Source organism: Aliivibrio fischeri (assembly GCA_038993745.2).
Taxonomy (GTDB): Bacteria; Pseudomonadota; Gammaproteobacteria; order Enterobacterales; family Vibrionaceae; genus Aliivibrio; species Aliivibrio fischeri_B.
The window spans coordinates 328346-352279 of the sequence record CP160629.1 but is presented as its reverse complement, the minus strand read 5'-3'; the positions used below and the strand labels follow the sequence as shown (position 1 = coordinate 352279).

Annotated in this window: 6 protein-coding genes, 5 tRNA genes, 5 rRNA genes, 1 pseudogene and 1 riboswitch; of the genes and pseudogenes, 5 read left to right on the top strand and 12 right to left on the bottom strand. The window is 42.4% G+C overall.

The genetic code is table 11. The features are described 5' to 3' along the window. The first annotated feature begins 87 nt into the window (after positions 1-87). The 3 genes and pseudogenes from galU (at position 88) to AAFX60_001695 (ending at position 5807) form a co-directional block, all read left to right on the top strand. Positions 88-957: a UTP--glucose-1-phosphate uridylyltransferase GalU gene (gene galU / locus AAFX60_001705; GenBank protein ID XDF77953.1), complete on the top strand. Its 870-nt coding sequence runs from the start codon at positions 88-90 to the stop codon at positions 955-957. Between the two features lie 168 nt (positions 958-1125). Beyond that, positions 1126-3950, top strand: a pseudogene (gene uvrA / locus AAFX60_001700) (excinuclease ABC subunit UvrA). A gap of 96 nt (positions 3951-4046) precedes the next feature. After that, the gene (locus AAFX60_001695; GenBank protein ID XDF77952.1) at positions 4047-5807 is read left to right on the top strand and encodes a PglL family O-oligosaccharyltransferase; all 1761 of its coding nucleotides are present in this window, start codon (positions 4047-4049) and stop codon (positions 5805-5807) included. Between the two features lie 51 nt (positions 5808-5858). Here the strand turns inward: AAFX60_001695 and AAFX60_001690 are convergent, their stop codons facing one another. Next, complete coding sequence (locus tag AAFX60_001690) at positions 5859-6971, bottom strand: alanine--glyoxylate aminotransferase family protein (protein XDF77951.1); 1113 nt, start codon at positions 6969-6971, stop codon at positions 5859-5861. 211 nt (positions 6972-7182) lie between these two features. Further along, positions 7183-7357: riboswitch (Lysine riboswitch) on the top strand. Positions 7358-7422: 65 nt separating this feature from the next. Here AAFX60_001690 and lysC point away from each other — a divergent pair. Beyond that, positions 7423-8775, top strand: coding sequence for a lysine-sensitive aspartokinase 3 (lysC, locus tag AAFX60_001685; protein XDF77950.1), 1353 nt, complete (start codon positions 7423-7425; stop codon positions 8773-8775). 66 nt (positions 8776-8841) lie between these two features. On the opposite strand, the gene metH is transcribed toward lysC, so the two are convergent. Then, positions 8842-12522 carry a methionine synthase gene (metH, locus tag AAFX60_001680; protein XDF77949.1) on the bottom strand — a complete coding sequence of 1227 codons (3681 nt, stop codon included), beginning with the start codon at positions 12520-12522 and terminating at the stop codon, positions 8842-8844. Between the two features lie 182 nt (positions 12523-12704). Here metH and AAFX60_001675 point away from each other — a divergent pair, with 182 nt between their 5' ends. After that, the gene (locus AAFX60_001675; GenBank protein ID XDF77948.1) at positions 12705-13982 is read left to right on the top strand and encodes a sodium:proton antiporter; all 1278 of its coding nucleotides are present in this window, start codon (positions 12705-12707) and stop codon (positions 13980-13982) included. A 718-nt stretch (positions 13983-14700) separates the two neighbouring features. On the opposite strand, the gene AAFX60_001670 is transcribed toward AAFX60_001675, so the two are convergent. The 10 genes from AAFX60_001670 to AAFX60_001625 all read right to left on the bottom strand — a co-directional run bounded on the left by AAFX60_001670 (position 14701) and on the right by AAFX60_001625 (position 23917). Beyond that, positions 14701-14777 (bottom strand) — tRNA-Asp (locus tag AAFX60_001670). A 44-nt stretch (positions 14778-14821) separates the two neighbouring features. Next, a 5S ribosomal RNA gene (rrf, locus tag AAFX60_001665) occupies positions 14822-14937 on the bottom strand. Positions 14938-15028: 91 nt separating this feature from the next. Further along, a 23S ribosomal RNA gene (locus AAFX60_001660) occupies positions 15029-17918 on the bottom strand. Positions 17919-18185: 267 nt separating this feature from the next. After that, positions 18186-18261, bottom strand: a tRNA-Ala gene (locus tag AAFX60_001655). Between the two features lie 37 nt (positions 18262-18298). Then, a tRNA-Ile gene (locus AAFX60_001650) sits at positions 18299-18375 on the bottom strand. Positions 18376-18444: 69 nt separating this feature from the next. Further along, positions 18445-19995: ribosomal RNA gene (locus tag AAFX60_001645) — 16S ribosomal RNA — on the bottom strand. 365 nt (positions 19996-20360) lie between these two features. Beyond that, a 5S ribosomal RNA gene (rrf, locus tag AAFX60_001640) occupies positions 20361-20476 on the bottom strand. A gap of 95 nt (positions 20477-20571) precedes the next feature. Beyond that, a 23S ribosomal RNA gene (locus AAFX60_001635) occupies positions 20572-23460 on the bottom strand. The 16S, 23S and 5S rRNA genes sit together here with 5 tRNA genes alongside, the layout of an rRNA operon. 267 nt (positions 23461-23727) lie before the next feature. Further along, positions 23728-23803 (bottom strand) — tRNA-Ala (locus tag AAFX60_001630). A 37-nt stretch (positions 23804-23840) separates the two neighbouring features. Then, positions 23841-23917: transfer RNA gene (locus AAFX60_001625), tRNA-Ile, on the bottom strand. Positions 23918-23934: the final 17 nt, after the last annotated feature.

Here is a 23934-nt window from a genome sequence, read left to right as displayed (position 1 = left end):
CTAAGTCGATAAACTGCGTCGATAATAATGAGGCTCAAAATGAAGCCTCCGCTAAATTTTTAAATATTGTCTTTCTAGGACTGAATTATGATCAAAAAATGTTTATTTCCTGCCGCAGGCTACGGCACACGCTTTTTACCAGCAACAAAATCAATGCCAAAAGAAATGATGCCTGTTGTAAACAAGCCTCTTATTGAATACGGTGTTGAAGAAGCAATCAATGCAGGCATGGACGGTATGTGTATTGTTACTGGCCGTGGTAAACATTCTTTAATGGATCACTTTGATAAAAACTACGAATTAGAGCACCAAATCAGTGGTACAAACAAAGAAGAACTTCTTGAAGATGTTCGCGAACTGATTGATTCAGCTCACTTCACTTATATTCGTCAACGTGAAATGAAAGGCTTAGGTCATGCAATTTTAACAGGTCGTGAACTTGTAGGTGATGAACCTTTCGCAGTTGTACTTGCTGATGACCTATGTGTGAACGAAGAGCAAGGTGTATTGGCTCAAATGGTTGCTTTATACAAGCAATTCCGTTGTTCTATCGTTGCTGTAGAAGAAGTACCAGACAACGAAACACACAAATACGGTGTGATTTCTGGTGAAATGATCAAAGATGATTTATACCGTGTTGATAACATGGTAGAAAAACCAGAGCCAGGAACAGCACCAAGCAACCTAGCTATTATTGGTCGTTACATCCTAACTCCTGATATTTTTGAGTTAATCGAGCAGACAGAACCAGGTAAAGGTGGTGAAATTCAAATCACCGATGCCCTACTAAAACAAGCACAATCAGGCTGTGTTTTAGCATATAAATTTAAAGGTAAGCGTTTTGACTGTGGCAGCGTTGAAGGTTATATCGAAGCAACAAACCACTGTTATGAAAACATTTATCTAAAAGATAAAAAATCATCAGAATTAGCAAAAAAAGTAACGGGAAAAAAATAACCCTAATACTTAAATAAATAATAACGCCCTATGTTTAGACATGGGGCGTTTTTTTATCTTTCTATTCCACCACCACTACACTGTTTTTTTATCCAGTAAAATGCTTTTCTGTTTTCTTACTCTGTGCAATACTTAACCCTTAGTTATTTTTATTGCAGTGAGACTCCCATGGATAAAATTGAAGTTAGAGGGGCCAGAACCCATAACCTAAAAGACATCAGCTTAACTATCCCAAGAGATAAGTTGATTGTAATTACAGGACTTTCAGGTTCAGGTAAGTCTTCTTTAGCCTTTGATACCTTATATGCAGAAGGCCAACGACGTTATGTTGAATCTTTATCTGCGTACGCTCGTCAATTTTTATCTCTAATGGAAAAACCAGATGTAGACCACATTGAAGGTCTCTCTCCTGCTATTTCAATAGAACAAAAGTCCACCTCTCATAACCCTAGATCAACGGTTGGAACTATTACCGAGATTTACGATTATTTGCGTCTTCTTTATGCCCGTATTGGTGAGCCTCGCTGCCCTGAGCACCATGTTGAGTTAACCGCACAAACTATCAGTCAAATGGTAGACAAAGCATTAGAGCTACCTGAAGGCACAAAGCTGATGCTATTAGCTCCTATTGTTAAAGAGCGCAAAGGTGAACATGTTAAAACTCTTGAAAACCTAGCTGCGCAAGGGTTTATTCGTGCACGTATTGATGGTGAAGTTTGCGATCTTTCTGATCCTCCGACATTAGAATTACATAAAAAACATACTATTGAAGTTGTCGTTGATCGCTTTAAGGTCAGAGATGATCTTCAACAACGCCTCGCAGAATCATTTGAAACCGCTTTGGAATTAACAGGCGGTATTGCAGTTGTCGATTATATGGATGACAGCGAACACGATCCTTTAATCTTCTCTGCGAACTTTGCCTGCCCACATTGTGGTTATAGCATGCAAGAACTTGAGCCTCGTCTGTTCTCTTTTAATAATCCAGCTGGGGCCTGTGGCACTTGTGATGGCTTAGGCGTACAACAATATTTTGATGCCGACAGAGTCGTTTTAGACGATAAGCTAAGTATCGCAGAAGGTGCTATTAAAGGTTGGGATCAAAAAATTATTACTATTTCCAAATGCTAGGTTCACTTGCTAAACATTATGGTTTTGATTTATTCGCACCATTTAAATCCATTTCAAAGAAATTCCAAAACATTATTCTTAACGGCTCAGGTAATGAGGAAATTGAATTTCAATACAGTAATGATCGTGGTGATTTACGAGTCAAACGTCACCCATTCGAAGGAATATTAAACACCCTAGATCGTCGCTATAAAGAAACGGAATCAAGTGCTGTTCGAGATGATCTATCCAAATATATTTCAACTCAATCTTGTTCAAGTTGCCACGGTACACGCTTACGTTTAGAAGCGAGAAATGTGTTTGTGGGTGATACCACATTGCCTGAAATCTGCGAAATGAGTATTCAAGACTCAATGGCTTTCTTTAGTTCATTAACGTTACAAGGGCAAAAAGCACAAATTGCCGATAAAGTAATGAAAGAGATTAACGAACGCCTTCACTTTTTGGTTAATGTTGGCCTTAATTATCTCAATTTATCACGCAGTGCCGATACCTTATCCGGTGGTGAAGCCCAACGTATTCGTTTAGCCAGTCAAATCGGAGCCGGCCTAGTTGGTGTAATGTATGTTCTTGATGAACCATCTATTGGTCTCCATCAACGAGATAATGAACGCCTATTAAAGACGCTAAATCATCTCCGAGACTTAGGGAATACGGTTATCGTAGTAGAGCATGATGAAGATGCTATTCGCAGTGCCGATCATATTATTGATATTGGACCAGGAGCTGGTGTTCATGGTGGTCATATTGTTGCCGAAGGTGATTATGAGGCCATCATTTCAAACCCAGAATCATTAACTGGCCAATATTTAAATGGAACAAAAGAAATAGCGGTACCAAATGAGCGTGTTAAAGCTGATCCGAAGAAACAAGTAGAACTTATTGGAGCCACAGGAAACAACTTAAAGAACGTGACATTAAAGCTGCCTGTAGGATTGTTTACATGTATCACGGGGGTTTCAGGTTCAGGTAAATCAACCTTAATCAATGATACTTTCTTTAAAATTGCTCATACTCAATTGAACGGAGCCACCACATCAGAGCCAGCTCCGTATAAAAAAATTAAAGGTATCGAACATTTTGATAAAGTTATCGATATTGATCAAAGCCCAATAGGTCGAACACCTCGTTCAAACCCAGCAACTTATACTGGTATTTTCACACCGATACGTGAGCTTTTCTCTGGAACACCAGAATCACGCTCTCGTGGTTATAAACCTGGCCGATTTAGCTTTAACGTTCGAGGTGGACGTTGTGAAGCATGCCAGGGGGATGGTGTTATCAAAGTAGAAATGCACTTCTTGCCAGACGTTTATGTTCCATGTGATGTTTGTGCAGGCAAGCGATATAACCGTGAGACATTAGAAGTAAAATACAAAGGAAAGAGTATTGATGAAGTCCTTCAAATGACCATTGAAGATGCTCATACCTTCTTTGAGCCAGTTCCTGTTATTGCTCGTAAGCTACAAACTTTAATGGATGTTGGACTTTCTTATATTCGCTTAGGTCAGGCAGCCACCACTCTTTCGGGTGGTGAGGCTCAACGTGTAAAACTAGCAAGAGAACTCTCAAAACGAGATACAGGTAAAACACTGTATATCCTTGATGAACCAACAACAGGTCTTCACTTTCATGATATACAACAATTATTAACGGTTCTTCATCGTCTGCGTGAACGAGGCAATACAATTGTCGTAATTGAGCATAACTTGGATGTAGTGAAAACAGCTGACTGGATTGTTGATTTAGGTCCAGAAGGCGGTCAAGGCGGTGGTGAGATCATAGCAGAAGGCACACCTGAAGATGTTGCACAAGTTGAGGGCTCTCATACGGCACGCTTCTTAAAACCGATGCTAAAATAACGTAACTCAGCAGAAAGTCCGCACTTTCACCTATGGATAAGATAGAATAAGGCCAACATTTTTGTTGGCTTTATTATATAAGGAAATAGTTGGAAAATGGCTACGCTCTTAACTCAAGGCACCCTATTAGAAGCAAAAAAAATCAAAAAGCCTCTAACCAAATCTTTTTTACTCAGCCTTACCATTCTTTTCTTTTTTTGTGCCCACTTTTTTCAGCCAAATCCTGGCGGTTCAGGCCTTCACCTTGCATTTAATGCCGCTTCTTGGATCCCTGCGAGTATCGCCATAGCCATCGCTCTTTTTCATATAGCAAAGCAAGGCATACTTAAATTTTCGACATTAAGCATCGTACTATTCATCTCGGTCTGTTTATTATCAATTCCGTTACTTTATCAAGAGGCGTCCCCACATCTTGCTACCGGAAAGTTTTTAGGCCTATGGGCTGGATTACTCTTTTTTATTACTCTACAACAATTTTCATTTTCAAATAAGCAGAAGCAATGGCTGTTATGGTGCATCATTGGTTCAGTTCTTATTGAAACTCTATTTGGTTATATTCAATATCTTTTTTTAGAGGCTGGGAATTCATTCGGTTATAACGTAATAGCAAATCGCCCTTATGGCATTTTCCAACAACCCAATGTTATGGCGAGCTTTCTTGTAACCGGTTTGGCCATTGCCTCTTATTTCCTTGCAAGACAGCCTATAAAGTATCGAGAAAATATCATTGCATTAACCTTGCTCTACGCAACAATCATATTCACTCTACCTTTAATTGTTGTTTTAGCTTCTCGTACTGGTTGGTTATCAGCGACTTTTAGTTTAGTTCTACTTGTTCCTTATATGTGGAAATACTGTACTAAACCGCGTTTTATTTCTTGGTTGTTAGCGCTATTAATTGGTTTTAGTGGGAGTTTTGCTCTACTCGATGTATCCAAAAATGATGATATTTCAAAGGTATCACTTGCTAGCCAAAAAGCAGATTTAGATAGTCCAAGAAGATACACCTTCCCCCAAGCTCTAGATATGTTTTTAGAAAAACCCGTCACAGGTTATGGTTACGGTAATTACGAAGCTGAATACATTCTTTATACAGCGAAACAGCATCAATTATCTTCTGACTACAAACCAGGTCTACCTTCAATGGATCACCCTCATAACGAGATCTTATACTGGGGAGTTGAAGGTGGTATTGTCGCTATTTTAGGTTTATTACTTGCCGCTGGCGGTGTCTTAGCCAAAATACGACGAAGTAAACTGGATACTCAATTTGCTCTACTTGCTTTAATTGCCCCTATTTTTATTCATAGTCAGTTAGAGTACCCTTTTTATCATTCAATGATTCATTGGTTTACTTTTATTATTCTTTTATTTTGGATTGACCAATTAAGCTGTAAATACAAAAAATATCGAATCAGTGATATCAGTAAAATCACCCTACGTGTCAGTTCATTAGTGCTACCGATTGTGACTGGTTTTTATATGCTATCAACACTACATACAAACTGGGTATTAACTCAATTTGAAACCACAAAACCAATGAATCCAGACATTTTAAGTCGAGTAACCAACCCTGTTGTGTGGGAGGATAGATTCAATTGGGACGTACTTTCGACACAATTAAAAATCGGTATTATTAATAAAAAACCAGAACTAATTAAACCCTATATTGAGTGGTCACAAGAATTAATAAAAACCAAACCAAGACCTGCTTTTTATCAAAACTTAATCATTGCTTATCAAGCGTTGGGAGATGAAAAAAGAGCGGAAGATATAAGAAGAGAAGCCATATTCCTCTTTCCAAAAAGTAAATTTGAATCCGTACAACTCGATAAGAAATTACGGATGACTAACTAAAAACTATTAGCATAAACAGCCACGGAATTTAGTGGCTGTTTTATTTAATATTTACTTTAAAACATCAGATAATGCTTTTAAGCACAATGCGACATTCTCTTTTTTTGCTGCGTATCCCATAAGACCGATACGCCATGCCTTACCAGCCAGTTCACCTAAACCAGCACCGATCTCTAAATTATATTCCTCTAACAACTGCTCTCTAACTTGAGTATCAGAAATACCTGCCGGTATATATACAGCATTCAATTGTGGTAAACGATATTCTTCATCAACAATAAACTTAATCCCTAACGCTTCAAGGCCTTGTTTTAACTCTTGGTGATAATCAGCATGACGCTGCCACGCCTGCTCAATTCCTTCATGTTTAAGCATTAACAGTGATTCATGCAAAGCATATAAACTATTTACTGGTGCAGTATGGTGATAACTGCGCTTTCCTTCTCCACTCCAATACCCAAGAACCAAACTTTGATCTAAAAACCAACTTTGTACTACCGAGGATCTCGATTTCATTTTAGCAACTGCTTTATCAGAAAAAGTAACAGGAGATAATCCAGGAGTACAAGATAAGCATTTTTGAGAACCAGAATAAACCGCATCTAACTGCCACTCATCAACTAACAAAGGTACGCCACCTAACGAAGTCACTGCATCCACAATGGTTAAACAATTATATTGTCTCGCAATTTGTGCAATCGCTTTTGCATCACTAAGAACTCCAGTAGATGTTTCCGCATGCACAAAAGCAACAACGCTAATATCAGGGTTTTCTTCCAATGCTTGCGCGACTTTATCTAATGAAACAGGTTCACCCCATTTATCATCGATAATAATAGGAATACCACCACAGCGTTCTACATTTTGTCGCATTCGTTCACCAAATACACCATTACGACATACGAGTACTTTCTCGCCTTCTTCAACTAAATTCACAAAGCATGTTTCCATCCCTGCACTACCTGGAGCTGAAACCGCAATAGTAAAGTCATTTTTAGTTTGAAATGCGTACTTGAGTAGCTCTTTAACTTCATCCATCATTTTAATAAATAATGGATCAAGGTGACCGATAGTGGGACGGCTTAATGCTTGTAAAACTTGAGGAGAAATGTCAGAAGGACCAGGTCCCATAAGGGTTCTTTTCGGTGGTATAAAACTTTGCATTATAAACTCCTATCAATATGAGGTGATTAAAGAATAGACATAAGAAAAATTAAACTCAATTAGACTATTTGATTAGAGTGACTTAATTACGAAAAATAGCCCTATAAAGGTACTTTTCACTTAAAACAAAAGAAAAGTAAAAAAAACATTACCAACAATTGACATTTGATTCATAAAAAAGCACATTATTGAAACGTATTTCATTTTTGAAATATAAAGAAGAGGAGCATTACCTAGGTAGCTTAATTTGTGGAGCCCAAACTCCTACACAAATAAGTGAGGGAGAGTAATGCCGAGATGATCCTATTGGGAGTAGGATTGTCGGTCGTTTAGGCTGAATCCTAACGATTGTCACTTAATTTATTAAGTGAAGAGCTTCTAGCAAACCACTCTTATTGCTATCGCTTCTTCACCTTTATTTTTACACTGGATGTAGTCGGGAGACAGGATAGTGAACCCTATTAATGTTGCCAAATTTGGCGGTACTAGCGTTGCAAATTTCGAAGCAATGACGAAAAGTGCAAGTGTCATTGAACAAAATCCAAATACTCACCTTGTAGTGATTAGCGCCTGCTCTGGCGTTACGAATCTTCTTGTTGAGCTTGCTAATGGCGTTCAAGATAATCACAGAAAAAAAGCAATTCTTGAAGAATTAAAAACCATTCATTTTTCTGTGTTAGATCAGCTCGCAGATCCACTTATTCCAGAGCAAGCTATCTTAGATATATTGGATGATATTGAAAAAACAGCAGAAACGGCAGCATCTCAATCAAATGATAAATTAACCGATCATCTAGTATCTTGTGGTGAGCTCATGTCTACTCACTTATTCACTCAATTACTCATTGAACGAGGAAACCCTGCAGTACGTTTTGATATTCGCACTGTTTTGCGCACTGATTCTCGTTTTGGAAAAGGTGAACCACAACTTAATGATATATCTCGTTTAGCTCAAGAAAAACTGACTCCTCTTTGTCAACAACAGATTGTGGTGACTCAAGGGTTTATTGGTTCTGATAGCGAAGGAAATACAACAACTTTGGGTCGTGGTGGCAGTGATTATAGTGCTGCACTGATTGCTGAGTCTGTAGATGCATGCGGATTAGAAATCTGGACAGATGTACCAGGGATTTATACCACGGATCCTCGCATTGCTCCCAAAGCGTCACCGATTCCAGAAATTAGCTTTAGCGAAGCCTCTGAAATGGCAAATTACGGTGCAAAGATCTTACACCCATCAACACTTCTCCCTGCGCTTCGTCATCAGATTCCTGTTTTTGTTGGTTCATCAAAAGAACCTGAAAAAGGAGGGACTTGGATTAAAGAAAAAGTTGATAGTACTCCTTTATTTAGGGCGCTAACCCTTCGTTGTAACCAAACGATGGTAACACTGCATAGCCCAAGTATGTTCCATGCATATGGCTTCTTAGCTGAAGTTTTCAAGATTTTAGCTAAATACCAAATTTCTGTAGATTTAATTACAACTTCAGAAGTAAGCGTTGCTCTTACTTTAGATCAAACAAACACCAATGGTAAAGCACCAGAACTTCCACTTGAAGCACAAAAAGAATTAGAAGAGCTGTGTACTGTTGAAGTTGAACATAATCTTTGTTTAATAGCATTAATAGGTAACAAAATGAGTCATTCAAAAGGCTCAGCAAAACAAGTGTTTGGTACTTTAGAAGAGTTTAATTTACGTATGATTTGTTATGGTGCGAGTCAACATAACTTATGTTTCTTACTTCATGAGTCTGAATCTAAACAAGCCGTTAAAATCTTGCACAAAGAACTTTTTGAACAATAAGTGATACATACAAAAATGCCCATTACATTTAATGGGCATTTTTTAGTTTAAAAGATCAATTCACTATTAATTCAAATTTGGACCTAACCACTTCTCAGCTTCAAGCATATTCCAACCTTTACGATCGGCATAGCTTTCGGCTTGATCTTGCTGAATCTGAGCAATCGCAAAATAACGAGAATCCGGATGTGAAAAATACATTCCTGACACAGATGCACCGGGCCACATTGCATAGCTTGATGTTAAAGACATTCCAATAGATTCTTCAACATTCATTAGCTCCCATAAAGCCCCTTTTTCTGTATGTTCAGGACAAGCTGGGTAACCAGGAGCAGGACGAATACCTTGGTATTTCTCACGGATTAAATCGTCATTTGAAAGTGTCTCATTAGGAGAGTAACCCCAAATTTCTTTACGTACTTTTTCATGTAAATATTCAGCAAAGGCTTCAGCTAGACGATCAGCCACCGCTTGAATCATGATAGCGTTATAATCATCACCATTTGCTTTATATTCATCGGCTAGTTCACGCTCACCAATACCACCAGTTACAGCAAAACCACCGATCCAATCATTTTTACCCGACTCTTTGGGTGCTATGTAATCTGATAAACAGTAGTTAAAACCTTTCGGCTTCTCCGTTTGTTGTCGCAAATTGTGAAGTACTTTTGAAACTTTAGTGCGTGATTCATCAGTATAAACTTCAATATCATCACCAACACTAGAAGCTGGAAATAACGCACACATTCCACGAGCTTTAAGTAACCCTTCTTTTTCAACTCGATCTAATAGATCATTTGCATCTTTAAATAATCGTTTGGCTTCTTCACCTACTTCTTCATGATCTAAGATCTTAGGGTATTTCCCAACAAGAGACCAAGTCATAAAAAATGGGGTCCAATCAATATAATTACGCAATGTTGAAACATCAAAATCATCAAATATATGTACACCAGGCTTCAGCGGGACAGGAGGTGTATAAGAAGCCCAGTCAATAGCAACTTTATTCGCTCGTGCAGCCTCTAAAGTTACTGGCTTAGTTCGCGGTTGTTTACGACTATGCTGCTCCCTAACTCGTTCATAATCAATATCTAGCTTCTCAACAAAAGAAGGTTTTAGTTCATCGGAAAGTAGTGACGTACAGACACCTACAGCTCGAGAAGCATTATTAACGTACACAACAGGTTGAGAATAGTTTTGCTCAATTTTTACCGCTGTATGTGCTTTTGAAGTTGTTGCTCCACCAATCAATAATGGTAAATCAAACCCTTGTCGTTCCATCTCTTTAGCAACATGGACCATTTCATCTAATGATGGTGTTATCAATCCAGATAAACCAATGATGTCTACATTTTCTTCTTTGGCTACTTTTAAGATAGTTTCACAAGAGACCATGACACCAAGATCAATTATCTCATAATTATTACACTGTAAAACAACGCCAACGATATTCTTACCAATATCATGAACATCACCTTTTACCGTTGCTAAAAGTATTTTTCCATTTGTTACTCCAACTTCTTTGGACGCATTAATAAACGGTTCTAAATGAGCAACTGCTTGTTTCATTACACGAGCAGACTTTACTACTTGAGGAAGGAACATTTTTCCTTCACCAAAAAGATCACCGACGACGTTCATTCCGTCCATCAATGGCCCTTCAATTACTTCTATTGGTTTTTCTGCATTGATTCGAGCTTCTTCTGTATCTTCGACAATAAACTCTGTTATCCCCTTCACTAGAGAATGTTCAAGACGTTTTTCAACAGGCCAATCACGCCACTCTAAAGCTGATTTATCTTCAACTTTACCAACAGCTCGTTCTAAATACTCAGTTGCAATATCAAGTAAACGTTCCGTAGAATCATCTCTACGATTCAGAACTACATCTTCAACCGCTTCACGCAAATCTTCTGGTACGTTATCGTATATTTCCAACTGTCCTGCATTTACGATACCCATATCCATACCATTTTTAAAACAGTGATATAAAAATACGGCATGGATAGCTTCACGAACGTAGTTATTTCCACGGAAAGAAAAAGAGACGTTAGAAACACCACCTGAAATCATTGCATGAGGAAGAGTTCGCTTTATATCACCAACAGCTTCAATAAAGTCTACTGCATAGTTATTATGCTCATCGATACCTGTAGCAACCGCAAAAATATTAGGGTCAAAAATAATATCTTCAGGTGGGAAACCAACTTCATCAACTAAAATATTGTAGGCATTGGTACAAATTTCAATTTTACGCTCACGAGTGTCCGCTTGGCCGACTTCATCAAAAGCCATAACGATCACTGCAGCACCATAGCGACGTATTAACTTAGCTTGATGTACAAACTTTTCTTTGCCTTCCTTTAAAGAGATTGAATTAACTATCCCCTTACCTTGAATACACTTTAATCCAGCTTCAATTACTTCCCATTTAGAAGAATCAACCATCACTGGAACTTTAGATATTTCAGGCTCTGATGCACAAAGATTTAAAAAACGAACCATACATGCTTCAGCATCAAGCATGCCTTCATCCATGTTGATATCGATAATTTGAGCACCGTTTTCAACTTGCTCTTGAGCAACACTTAGTGCTTCATCATAAAGCTCTTCTTTAATTAAGCGTTTAAAACGTGCAGATCCAGTAACATTTGTACGTTCACCAACATTAATAAACAAAGAATCTTTTTCTATTGTTAAAGGCTCTAATCCGGAAAGACGGCAAGCGACGGGTAATTCAGGTAATTGTCGAGGTTTCACACCTTCAACAACTAAAGCCATTTGACGAATATGTTCAGGAGTGGTGCCACAACATCCACCAATGAGATTTAAAAATCCGCTACTTGCCCATTCCGCAACATGCTCAGCCATATCTTCAGGGGATAAATCATACTCACCAAATGCATTAGGTAAGCCAGCGTTTGGATGCGCAGAAACATAACATTCAGAAATACGTGAAAGCTCGCTTACATATTCACGTAATTCATCAGGGCCAAGCGCACAATTAAGACCAAAAGAAATAGGTTTTACATGTCTTAATGCATTATAAAAAGCTTCTGTTGTTTGTCCCGATAAGGTTCTTCCTGATGCGTCAGTAATTGTCCCTGAAATCATAACGGGCAGAGTAACATCAAGCTCTTCAAAAACAGACTCGACAGCAAAAGAACACGCTTTAGCATTTAATGTATCAAAAATAGTTTCGATAAGAATAAGATCTGAGCCACCTCTAATAAGTGCTCGAGTTGACTCTGAATAAGCTTCCACTAATTCATCAAACGATACATTACGAAAGCCTGGATCATTTACATCTGGAGAAATAGAACAAGTTCGGTTTGTTGGTCCAAGCACTCCTGCGACATAACGAGGCTTATTTGGTGTCTTCTCGGTCCATTTATCTGCAACTTCACGAGCAAGCTTTGCTGCTTCAAAGTTAATCTCTTCACTAAGGCTTCCCATATCATAATCAGCCATAGCAATAGTTGTTGCATTAAAAGTATTCGTTTCAAGGATATCAGCACCAGCTTCTAAATAGGCTTCGTGGATATCTCTTATAATTTGTGGTTGTGAAAGAACTAATAAATCATTGTTACCTTTAAGATCACAATGCCATTTATTAAAACGTTCCCCTCTATAATCTTCCTCTTCAAACTTATAACCTTGAATCATGGTGCCCATACCACCATCAATCAATAAAATTCGCTCTGAAAGTTGCTTTTCTATTTGTACTTTTATATTGCTTCCTGCCACGGTACAACCTCATCCATAATACGTTTCTGTTACAATCCTATCACACATTTTATAGAAATCTAGACGTCTAAAAGCATTTTTATTTCAACAAAATGAAAATAAAATTTGATATTTATCAAATAGAGCGGAAAATGATATAAATCACACTTTGTTACATTAAATAAAAATCTAGAGGTTAAGCAATGTCCGTATATAACACACTCTGCTTTCTCGCAGCTGCTGCAATGTTAATCGCATTTTTCAATAGTAAAATTGGAAAAATGCAAACAACCATTGCTATTACTGCAGGTTCCATGATGCTTTCATTAGGCATTATCATTGCCGGTCAAAATAACTGGTTTAACCTTAGGGAAGTCGCAACTGAGACGTTAACAGATATTAACTTTGAAGATTTTTTATTAAAAGGGATTCTAGGTTTTCTGCTTTTTGCTGGAGGCTTGGGCATAAAGCTACAAAACTTAAAAGATCAAAAATGGGAAATAACGGTTCTTGCCTTAGGAGCTACATTATTTTCAACATTCTTTATCGGCTTTGTTTTATGGGCAATTTGTAATGTTATCGGCGTTAATTTAGATCTTATTTACTGCTTACTATTTGGTGCATTAATATCACCAACTGACCCAATAGCCGTTCTTGCTATCGTTAAAAAGATGAATGCTCCGCAACGAATCTCAACTCAAATTGAAGGCGAATCATTATTCAACGATGGCTTTGGCCTTGTTATCTTTGTAACTCTCTTTACCATCGCTTTCGGTCATGAAACACCTACTGTAGGAAGTGTAACTGGATTATTCTTCCAAGAAGCTATTGGTGGGATTGCCTATGGATTTATTCTTGGGCTAGTTTTCCATTATCTAATAAGTTCAACCAATGACCATTCAATGGAGCTACTATTAACCATTGGTATACCAACCGCTGGTTATGCGCTAGCAGAAGTGCTTCATGTTTCAGGTCCTCTAGCAATGGTTGTCTCTGGTATTATGATAGGAAACTGGACTCGATTTATTGGCTTTTCAAAAGAAAGTGAAGATCATTTAGATCACTTCTGGGAACTTGTCGACGAATTCCTCAATGGCGTACTATTCCTATTAATTGGTATGTCTATGCTTTTATTCCAATTCCATCAAGAAGATTGGATATTAATGGCAATTTCTATTCCTTTAGTTTTAACAAGCCGTTATTTAAGTGTATTTATCTCATACATTGGCTTTAATCGATTTAGAACTTACAACCCATTATCAGTACGTATTTTAACTTGGGGCGGCTTAAGAGGCGGTTTAGCATTAGCAATGGCACTAGCTATACCAGCTGGAATTATGGTTATACCCGAAAAGAATATAGATGTTAGAGAAATCATTCTTGTAATGACTTACTCTGTTGTTGTTTTTTCAATTTTAGTACAAGGGTCAACAATCACTCCTATGATTGATAAAGCTAAGAAGCTTGAAAAAGAAATGTAGAAATTGAAGTTAATAGAAGAGGCGCTTGTTCGCCTCTTTTTTTAGCTTAAATAATTAACAAACCTTCTCAGAAAGTTCCCAAGTACAACAAACTGCTAAGCTCTCCAATAAAAAGTCTAAAACGAACTGAACTCACACTTCGCTCTGCTTATCTCATTCCGTTTTCTACAGATGTAAAAAAGTTCTAATCTTTCGGTAGGGTTTCTTCAAATAAATGGCTACGTTTACGGGACTTTCTATCAACCTTGAAAACAACACGTCCTCCGGCGTGACAGACAGCTAAACTATCCAATAAAAAGCCTAACCAACTGAACTACCACTTAGCTCTGCTCATTTCATTCCGTTTTCTTTAAATAAGTAGCGGAGTTAATGGGACGTTCTACCAACCTTCAGAGCGACACGTCCCTCGGCGTGATAGGCCGCTAAGATCTCCAATAAAAAGTCTAACTAACTGAACTACCACTTCGCCCTGCTTATCTCATTCTGTTTTCTACAAATGTAAAAAAGCCCTAATCTTTCGATTAGGGCTTCTTAAATAAGTGGCCACGTTAACGGGACTTTCTATCAACCAGCGATATGCCCCTCAGCGTGACAGGCCGCTAAGCTCTCCAATAAAAAGCTTAACCAACTGAGCTGCTACTTCGCTTTGCTTATCTCATTCCGTTTTCTACAGATGCAAAAAAGCCCTAATCTTTCGATTAGGGCTTTTTTTAATAAGTGGCGGAGTGGACGGGACTCGAACCCGCGACCCCCGGCGTGACAGGCCGGTATTCTAACCAACTGAACTACCACTCCGCAGTGGACTACTTGTCGTCACTGACAAGTGTTCATAATTTAAAGCCTGGCGATGTCCTACTCTCACATGGGGAAACCCCACACTACCATCGGCGCTATTACGTTTCACTTCTGAGTTCGGCATGGGATCAGGTGGGTCCATAACGCTATGGTCGCCAAGCAAATTCTTTAATTCGGAAAGCTTAATTCTTAATGCACATTCAATTCGTTTCTTGCAACTTCAAATCCGTTCAAAACCCCTTGGGTGTTGTATGGTTAAGCCTCACGGGCAATTAGTATCAGTTAGCTCAATGCCTCGCAGCACTTACACACCTGACCTATCTACGTCGTAGTCTCCAACAACCCTTTAGGATACTTAAAGTATCAGGGATGACTCATCTCAGGGCTCGCTTCACGCTTAGATGCTTTCAGCGTTTATCGATTCCGAACTTAGCTACCGGGCAATGCCACTGGCGTGACAACCCGAACACCAGAGGTTCGTCCACTCCGGTCCTCTCGTACTAGGAGCAGCCCCCTTCAATCATCCAACGCCCACGGCAGATAGGGACCGAACTGTCTCACGACGTTCTAAACCCAGCTCGCGTACCACTTTAAATGGCGAACAGCCATACCCTTGGGACCGACTTCAGCCCCAGGATGTGATGAGCCGACATCGAGGTGCCAAACACCGCCGTCGATATGAACTCTTGGGCGGTATCAGCCTGTTATCCCGGAGTACCTTTTATCCGTTGAGCGATGGCCCTTCCATTCAGAACCACCGGATCACTATGACCTGCTTTCGCACCTGCTCGAATTGTCATTCTCGCAGTCAAGCGGGCTTATGCCATTGCACTAACCTCACGATGTCCAACCGTGATTAGCCCACCTTCGTGCTCCTCCGTTACTCTTTGGGAGGAGACCGCCCCAGTCAAACTACCCACCAGGCACTGTCCGCAATCCCGATAAGGGACCAACGTTAGAACATCAAGCATACAAGGGTGGTATTTCAAGATTGCCTCCACACATACTGGCGTACGTGCTTCAAAGGCTCCCACCTATCCTACACATGTAGGGTCAATGTTCAGTGCCAAGCTGTAGTAAAGGTTCACGGGGTCTTTCCGTCTAGCCGCGGGTACACTGCATCTTCACAGCGATTTCAATTTCACTGAGTCTCGGGTGGAGACAGCGTGGCCATCATTACGCCATTCGTGCAGGTCGGAACTTACCCGACAAGGAATTTCGCTACCTTAGGACCGTTATAGTTACGGCCGCCGTTTACTTGGGCTTCGATCAAGAGCTTCGACCGAAGTCTAACCCCATCAATTAACCTTCAAGCACCGGGCAGGCGTCACACCGTATACGTCATCTTACGATTTAGCACAGTGCTATGTTTTTAATAAACAGTTGCAGCCACCTGGTATCTGCGACTCCCGGCAGCTTAGAGAGCAAGTCTCATCACCGCTAGGAGCGTACCTTCTCCCGAAGTTACGGTACCATTTTGCCTAGTTCCTTCACCCGAGTTCTCTCAAGCGCCTTAGTATTCTCTACTCGACCACCTGTGTCGGTTTGGGGTACGATTCCTTACAATCTGAAGCTTAGAGGCTTTTCCTGGAAGCATGGCATCAATGGCTTCACTACCGTAGTAGCTCGACATCGTATCTCAGCCTAGTGTATTCCCGGATTTGCCTAAGAATACAGCCTACATACTTGAACTTGGACGACCGTCGCCAAGCCCACCTAGCCTTCTCCGTCCCCCCATCGCAATTGTAAGAAGTACGGGAATATTAACCCGTTTCCCATCGACTACGCCTTTCGGCCTCGCCTTAGGGGTCGACTTACCCTGCCCCGATTAACGTTGGACAGGAACCCTTGGTCTTCCGGCGAGCGGGTTTTTCACCCGCTTTATCGTTACTCATGTCAGCATTCGCACTTCTGATACGTCCAGCACGCTTTACAACGCACCTTCAACCGCTTACAGAACGCTCCCCTACCCAATACAGTAAACTGTATTGCCGCAGCTTCGGTGTATAGTTTAGCCCCGTTACATCTTCCGCGCAGGCCGACTCGACCAGTGAGCTATTACGCTTTCTTTAAATGATGGCTGCTTCTAAGCCAACATCCTGGCTGTCTGAGCCTTCCCACATCGTTTCCCACTTAACTATAACTTTGGGACCTTAGCTGGCGGTCTGGGTTGTTTCCCTCTCCACGACGGACGTTAGCACCCGCCGTGTGTCTCCCGGATAGTACTTACTGGTATTCGGAGTTTGCAAAGGGTTGGTAAGTCGGGATGACCCCCTAGCCTTAACAGTGCTCTACCCCCAGTAGTATTCGTCCGAGGCTCTACCTAAATAGATTTCGGGGAGAACCAGCTATCTCCAGGTTTGATTGGCCTTTCACCCCTAGCCACAAGTCATCCGCTAATTTTTCAACATTAGTCGGTTCGGTCCTCCAATTGATGTTACTCAATCTTCAACCTGCCCATGGCTAGATCACCTGGTTTCGGGTCTATATCCAGAGACTGAACGCCCAGTTAAGACTCGGTTTCCCTACGGCTCCCCTAAACGGTTAACCTTGCCACTGAATATAAGTCGCTGACCCATTATACAAAAGGTACGCAGTCACACCACGAAGGTGCTCCTACTGCTTGTACGTACACGGTTTCAGGTTCTATTTCACTCCCCTCACAGGGGTTCTTTTCGCCTTTCCCTCACGGTACTGGTTCACTATCGGTCAGTCAGTAGTATTTAGCCTTGGAGGATGGTCCCCCCATATTCAGACAGGATATCACGTGTCCCGCCTTACTCGTTTTCACTGATGATGAGATGTCGGTTACGGGGCTATCACCCTGTATCGCGGCACTTTCCAGAGCCTTCACCTGTCTCATTAAAAGCTTAAGGGCTAACCCAATTTCGCTCGCCGCTACTTTCGGGATCTCGGTTGATTTCTCTTCCTCGGGGTACTTAGATGTTTCAGTTCTCCCGGTTCGCCTCGCTACGCTATGTATTCACGTAGCGATACGTGCTTATGCACGTGGGTTTCCCCATTCAGAAATCCCAGACTCAAATGGTTTTTACTACCTAATCTGGGCTTATCGCAAGTTAATACGTCTTTCATCGCCTCTGACTGCCAAGGCATCCACCGTGTACGCTTAGTCACTTAACCATACAACCCCAAGAGGTTTCGTATGGCATAAACAACCAAGGTTGAACTCGTCATTGCGAGTTCTGGTTTTTCGCCGGATTCAAAATACAAGAACACTTGAATGTGTTGTTCTTCGTTTTACAAAGTAAAACAAAGGATATTAAGAACTTTTAAATTTTGATTTGAATAACTCGTAAGTTATTTAAATCAGTCAGCTTTCCAAATTGTTAAAGAGCAATGTTTCTTTCGAAACCATTTTTAAAGACTCTCAAGGAGAATACTTAAAGATGGTGGAGCTATGCGGGATCGAACCGCAGACCTCCTGCGTGCAAGGCAGGCGCTCTCCCAGCTGAGCTATAGCCCCGAAATATAATGTTATCCAATACTTTCTGGAGAAGTATTGGTGGGTCTGAGTGGATTTGAACCACCGACCTCACCCTTATCAGGGGTGCGCTCTAACCAACTGAGCTACAGACCCAACATTAAGTCTCTTAATTTTTTAACCTAATCAATCTGTGTGAACACTCATAAACCGTAATCTATCGTTTAAGGAGGTGATCCAGCCCCAGGTTCCCCTAGGGCTACCTTGTTACGACTTCACCCCAGTCATGAACCACAAAGTGGTGAGCGTCCTCCCGAAGGTTAAACTACCCACTTCTTTTGCAGCCCACTCCCATGGTGTGACGGGCGGTGTGTACAAGGCCCGGGAACGTATTCACCGTAGCATTCTGATCTACGATTACTAGCGATTCCGACTTCATGGAGTCGAGTTGCAGACTCCAATCCGGACTACGACGCACTTTTTGGGATTCGCTCACTATCGCTAGCTTGCAGCCCTCTGTATGCGCCATTGTAGCACGTGTGTAGCCCTACTCGTAAGGGCCATGATGACTTGACGTCGTCCCCACCTTCCTCCGGTTTATCACCGGCAGTCTCCCTGGAGTTCCCACCATTACGTGCTGGCAAACAAGGATAAGGGTTGCGCTCGTTGCGGGACTTAACCCAACATTTCACAACACGAGCTGACGACAGCCATGCAGCACCTGTCTCAGAGCTCCCGAAGGCACTAAGCTATCTCTAGCGAATTCTCTGGATGTCAAGAGTAGGTAAGGTTCTTCGCGTTGCATCGAATTAAACCACATGCTCCACCGCTTGTGCGGGCCCCCGTCAATTCATTTGAGTTTTAATCTTGCGACCGTACTCCCCAGGCGGTCTACTTAACGCGTTAGCTCCGAAAGCCACTCCTCAAGGGAACAACCTCCAAGTAGACATCGTTTACGGCGTGGACTACCAGGGTATCTAATCCTGTTTGCTCCCCACGCTTTCGCATCTGAGTGTCAGTGTCTGTCCAGGGGCCGCCTTCGCCACTGGTATTCCTTCAGATCTCTACGCATTTCACCGCTACACCTGAAATTCTACCCCCTCTACAGCACTCTAGTTCACCAGTTTCAAATGCGGTTCCGAGGTTGAGCCCCGGGCTTTCACATCTGACTTAATGAACCACCTGCATGCGCTTTACGCCCAGTAATTCCGATTAACGCTCGCACCCTCCGTATTACCGCGGCTGCTGGCACGGAGTTAGCCGGTGCTTCTTCTGTAGGTAACGTCAAATCCATACGCTATTAACGCATGAACCTTCCTCCCTACTGAAAGTACTTTACAACCCGAAGGCCTTCTTCATACACGCGGCATGGCTGCATCAGGCTTTCGCCCATTGTGCAATATTCCCCACTGCTGCCTCCCGTAGGAGTCTGGACCGTGTCTCAGTTCCAGTGTGGCTGATCATCCTCTCAGACCAGCTAGAGATCGTCGCCTTGGTGAGCTCTTACCTCACCAACTAGCTAATCTCACCTGGGCTAATCTTAGCGCGAGAGGCCCGAAGGTCCCCCTCTTTGGTCCGAAGACATTATGCGGTATTAGCTATCGTTTCCAATAGTTATCCCCCACACTAAGGCATATTCCCAGGCATTACTCACCCGTCCGCCGCTCGACGCCCTTAACGTTCCCCGAAGGTTCAGTTAAGTCGTTTCCGCTCGACTTGCATGTGTTAGGCCTGCCGCCAGCGTTCAATCTGAGCCATGATCAAACTCTTCAATTAAAGTTTTTTTGGTTTGTTTCAGCAGAAACAAAACCGACTCAATGATTAATACTGATTGTTACATAAAAGTAATTTTGTGTAGTCACTCAGTTCATTGATAATGTGTTGATTATCAATTCATAAGTGCCCACACAGATTGATTTGGTTAAATTGTTAAAGAGCTTGTCTTTCAACCACTTAGCGTTTCCGCTTCGTCGTTTCAGGCTGCGTATAATACGCTGTCTGATTTGAAAGTCAAGATAATATTTTCAACTTTTTCAATTATTTTTGAATCGTTAAAAACGTTATGTTGACTTGGCTCACAGTGACAGTCTGGGAGCGAAATAAAAGCCCGTTCAACTGAACGGGCTCTTATTCAAATTCAAGCCTGGCGATGTCCTACTCTCACATGGGGAAACCCCACACTACCATCGGCGCTATTACGTTTCACTTCTGAGTTCGGCATGGGATCAGGTGGGTCCATAACGCTATGGTCGCCAAGCAAATTCTTTAATTCGGAAAGCTTATTGTCTTCTTAATGCACATTCAATTCGTTTCTTGCAACTTTAAATCCGTTCAAAACCCCTTGGGTGTTGTATGGTTAAGCCTCACGGGCAATTAGTATCAGTTAGCTCAATGCCTCGCAGCACTTACACACCTGACCTATCTACGTCGTAGTCTCCAACAACCCTTTAGGATACTTAAAGTATCAGGGATGACTCATCTCAGGGCTCGCTTCACGCTTAGATGCTTTCAGCGTTTATCGATTCCGAACTTAGCTACCGGGCAATGCCACTGGCGTGACAACCCGAACACCAGAGGTTCGTCCACTCCGGTCCTCTCGTACTAGGAGCAGCCCCCTTCAATCATCCAACGCCCACGGCAGATAGGGACCGAACTGTCTCACGACGTTCTAAACCCAGCTCGCGTACCACTTTAAATGGCGAACAGCCATACCCTTGGGACCGACTTCAGCCCCAGGATGTGATGAGCCGACATCGAGGTGCCAAACACCGCCGTCGATATGAACTCTTGGGCGGTATCAGCCTGTTATCCCCGGAGTACCTTTTATCCGTTGAGCGATGGCCCTTCCATTCAGAACCACCGGATCACTATGACCTGCTTTCGCACCTGCTCGAATTGTCATTCTCGCAGTCAAGCGGGCTTATGCCATTGCACTAACCTCACGATGTCCAACCGTGATTAGCCCACCTTCGTGCTCCTCCGTTACTCTTTGGGAGGAGACCGCCCCAGTCAAACTACCCACCAGGCACTGTCCGCAATCCCGATAAGGGACCAACGTTAGAACATCAAGCATACAAGGGTGGTATTTCAAGATTGCCTCCACACATACTGGCGTACGTGCTTCAAAGGCTCCCACCTATCCTACACATGTAGGGTCAATGTTCAGTGCCAAGCTGTAGTAAAGGTTCACGGGGTCTTTCCGTCTAGCCGCGGGTACACTGCATCTTCACAGCGATTTCAATTTCACTGAGTCTCGGGTGGAGACAGCGTGGCCATCATTACGCCATTCGTGCAGGTCGGAACTTACCCGACAAGGAATTTCGCTACCTTAGGACCGTTATAGTTACGGCCGCCGTTTACTTGGGCTTCGATCAAGAGCTTCGACCGAAGTCTAACCCCATCAATTAACCTTCAAGCACCGGGCAGGCGTCACACCGTATACGTCATCTTACGATTTAGCACAGTGCTATGTTTTTAATAAACAGTTGCAGCCACCTGGTATCTGCGACTCCCGGCAGCTTAGAGAGCAAGTCTCATCACCGCTAGGAGCGTACCTTCTCCCGAAGTTACGGTACCATTTTGCCTAGTTCCTTCACCCGAGTTCTCTCAAGCGCCTTAGTATTCTCTACTCGACCACCTGTGTCGGTTTGGGGTACGATTCCTTACAATCTGAAGCTTAGAGGCTTTTCCTGGAAGCATGGCATCAATGGCTTCACTACCGTAGTAGCTCGACATCGTATCTCAGCCTAGTGTGATCCCGGATTTGCCTAAGATCACAGCCTACATACTTGAACTTGGACGACCGTCGCCAAGCCCACCTAGCCTTCTCCGTCCCCCCATCGCAATTGTAAGAAGTACGGGAATATTAACCCGTTTCCCATCGACTACGCCTTTCGGCCTCGCCTTAGGGGTCGACTTACCCTGCCCCGATTAACGTTGGACAGGAACCCTTGGTCTTCCGGCGAGCGGGTTTTTCACCCGCTTTATCGTTACTCATGTCAGCATTCGCACTTCTGATACGTCCAGCACGCTTTACAACGCACCTTCAACCGCTTACAGAACGCTCCCCTACCCAATACAGTAAACTGTATTGCCGCAGCTTCGGTGTATAGTTTAGCCCCGTTACATCTTCCGCGCAGGCCGACTCGACCAGTGAGCTATTACGCTTTCTTTAAATGATGGCTGCTTCTAAGCCAACATCCTGGCTGTCTGAGCCTTCCCACATCGTTTCCCACTTAACTATAACTTTGGGACCTTAGCTGGCGGTCTGGGTTGTTTCCCTCTCCACGACGGACGTTAGCACCCGCCGTGTGTCTCCCGGATAGTACTTACTGGTATTCGGAGTTTGCAAAGGGTTGGTAAGTCGGGATGACCCCCTAGCCTTAACAGTGCTCTACCCCAGTAGTATTCGTCCGAGGCTCTACCTAAATAGATTTCGGGGAGAACCAGCTATCTCCAGGTTTGATTGGCCTTTCACCCCTAGCCACAAGTCATCCGCTAATTTTTCAACATTAGTCGGTTCGGTCCTCCAATTGATGTTACTCAATCTTCAACCTGCCCATGGCTAGATCACCTGGTTTCGGGTCTATATCCAGAGACTGAACGCCCAGTTAAGACTCGGTTTCCCTACGGCTCCCCTAAACGGTTAACCTTGCCACTGAATATAAGTCGCTGACCCATTATACAAAAGGTACGCAGTCACACCACGAAGGTGCTCCTACTGCTTGTACGTACACGGTTTCAGGTTCTATTTCACTCCCCTCACAGGGGTTCTTTTCGCCTTTCCCTCACGGTACTGGTTCACTATCGGTCAGTCAGTAGTATTTAGCCTTGGAGGATGGTCCCCCATATTCAGACAGGATATCACGTGTCCCGCCTTACTCGTTTTCACTGATGATGAGATGTCGGTTACGGGGCTATCACCCTGTATCGCGGCACTTTCCAGAGCCTTCACCTGTCTCATTAAAAGCTTAAGGGCTAACCCAATTTCGCTCGCCGCTACTTTCGGGATCTCGGTTGATTTCTCTTCCTCGGGGTACTTAGATGTTTCAGTTCTCCCGGTTCGCCTCGCTACGCTATGTATTCACGTAGCGATACGTGCTTATGCACGTGGGTTTCCCCATTCAGAAATCCCAGACTCAAATGGTTTTTACTACCTAATCTGGGCTTATCGCAAGTTAATACGTCTTTCATCGCCTCTGACTGCCAAGGCATCCACCGTGTACGCTTAGTCACTTAACCATACAACCCCAAGAGGTTTCGTATGGCATAAACAACCAAGGTTGAACTCGTCATTGCGAGTTCTGGTTTTTCGCCGGATTCAAAATACAAGAACACTTGAATGTGTTGTTCTTCGTTTTACAAAGTAAAACAAAGGATATTAAGAACTTTTAAATTTTGATTTGAATAACTCGTAAGTTATTTAAATCAGTCAGCTTTCCAAATTGTTAAAGAGCAATGTTTCTTTCGAAACCATTTTTAAAGACTCTCAAGGAGAATACTTAAAGATGGTGGAGCTATGCGGGATCGAACCGCAGACCTCCTGCGTGCAAGGCAGGCGCTCTCCCAGCTGAGCTATAGCCCCAAAATATAATGTTATCCAATACTTTCTGGAGAAGTATTGGTGGGTCTGAGTGGATTTGAACCACCGACCTCACCCTTATCAGGGGTGCGCTCTAACCAACTGAGCTACAGACCCAACATTAAGTCTCTTAA

Bases quoted from the DNA above. Each gene is read 5' to 3' on its own strand.
- AAFX60_001690 (XDF77951.1), bottom strand. From the start codon at position 6,971: ATGCAAAGTTTTATACCACCGAAAAGAACCCTTATGGGACCTGGTCCT.
- AAFX60_001675 (XDF77948.1), top strand. From the start codon at position 12,705: ATGTCCGTATATAACACACTCTGCTTTCTCGCAGCTGCTGCAATGTTA.
- AAFX60_001695 (XDF77952.1), top strand. From the start codon at position 4,047: ATGGCTACGCTCTTAACTCAAGGCACCCTATTAGAAGCAAAAAAAATC.
- galU (XDF77953.1), top strand. From the start codon at position 88: ATGATCAAAAAATGTTTATTTCCTGCCGCAGGCTACGGCACACGCTTT.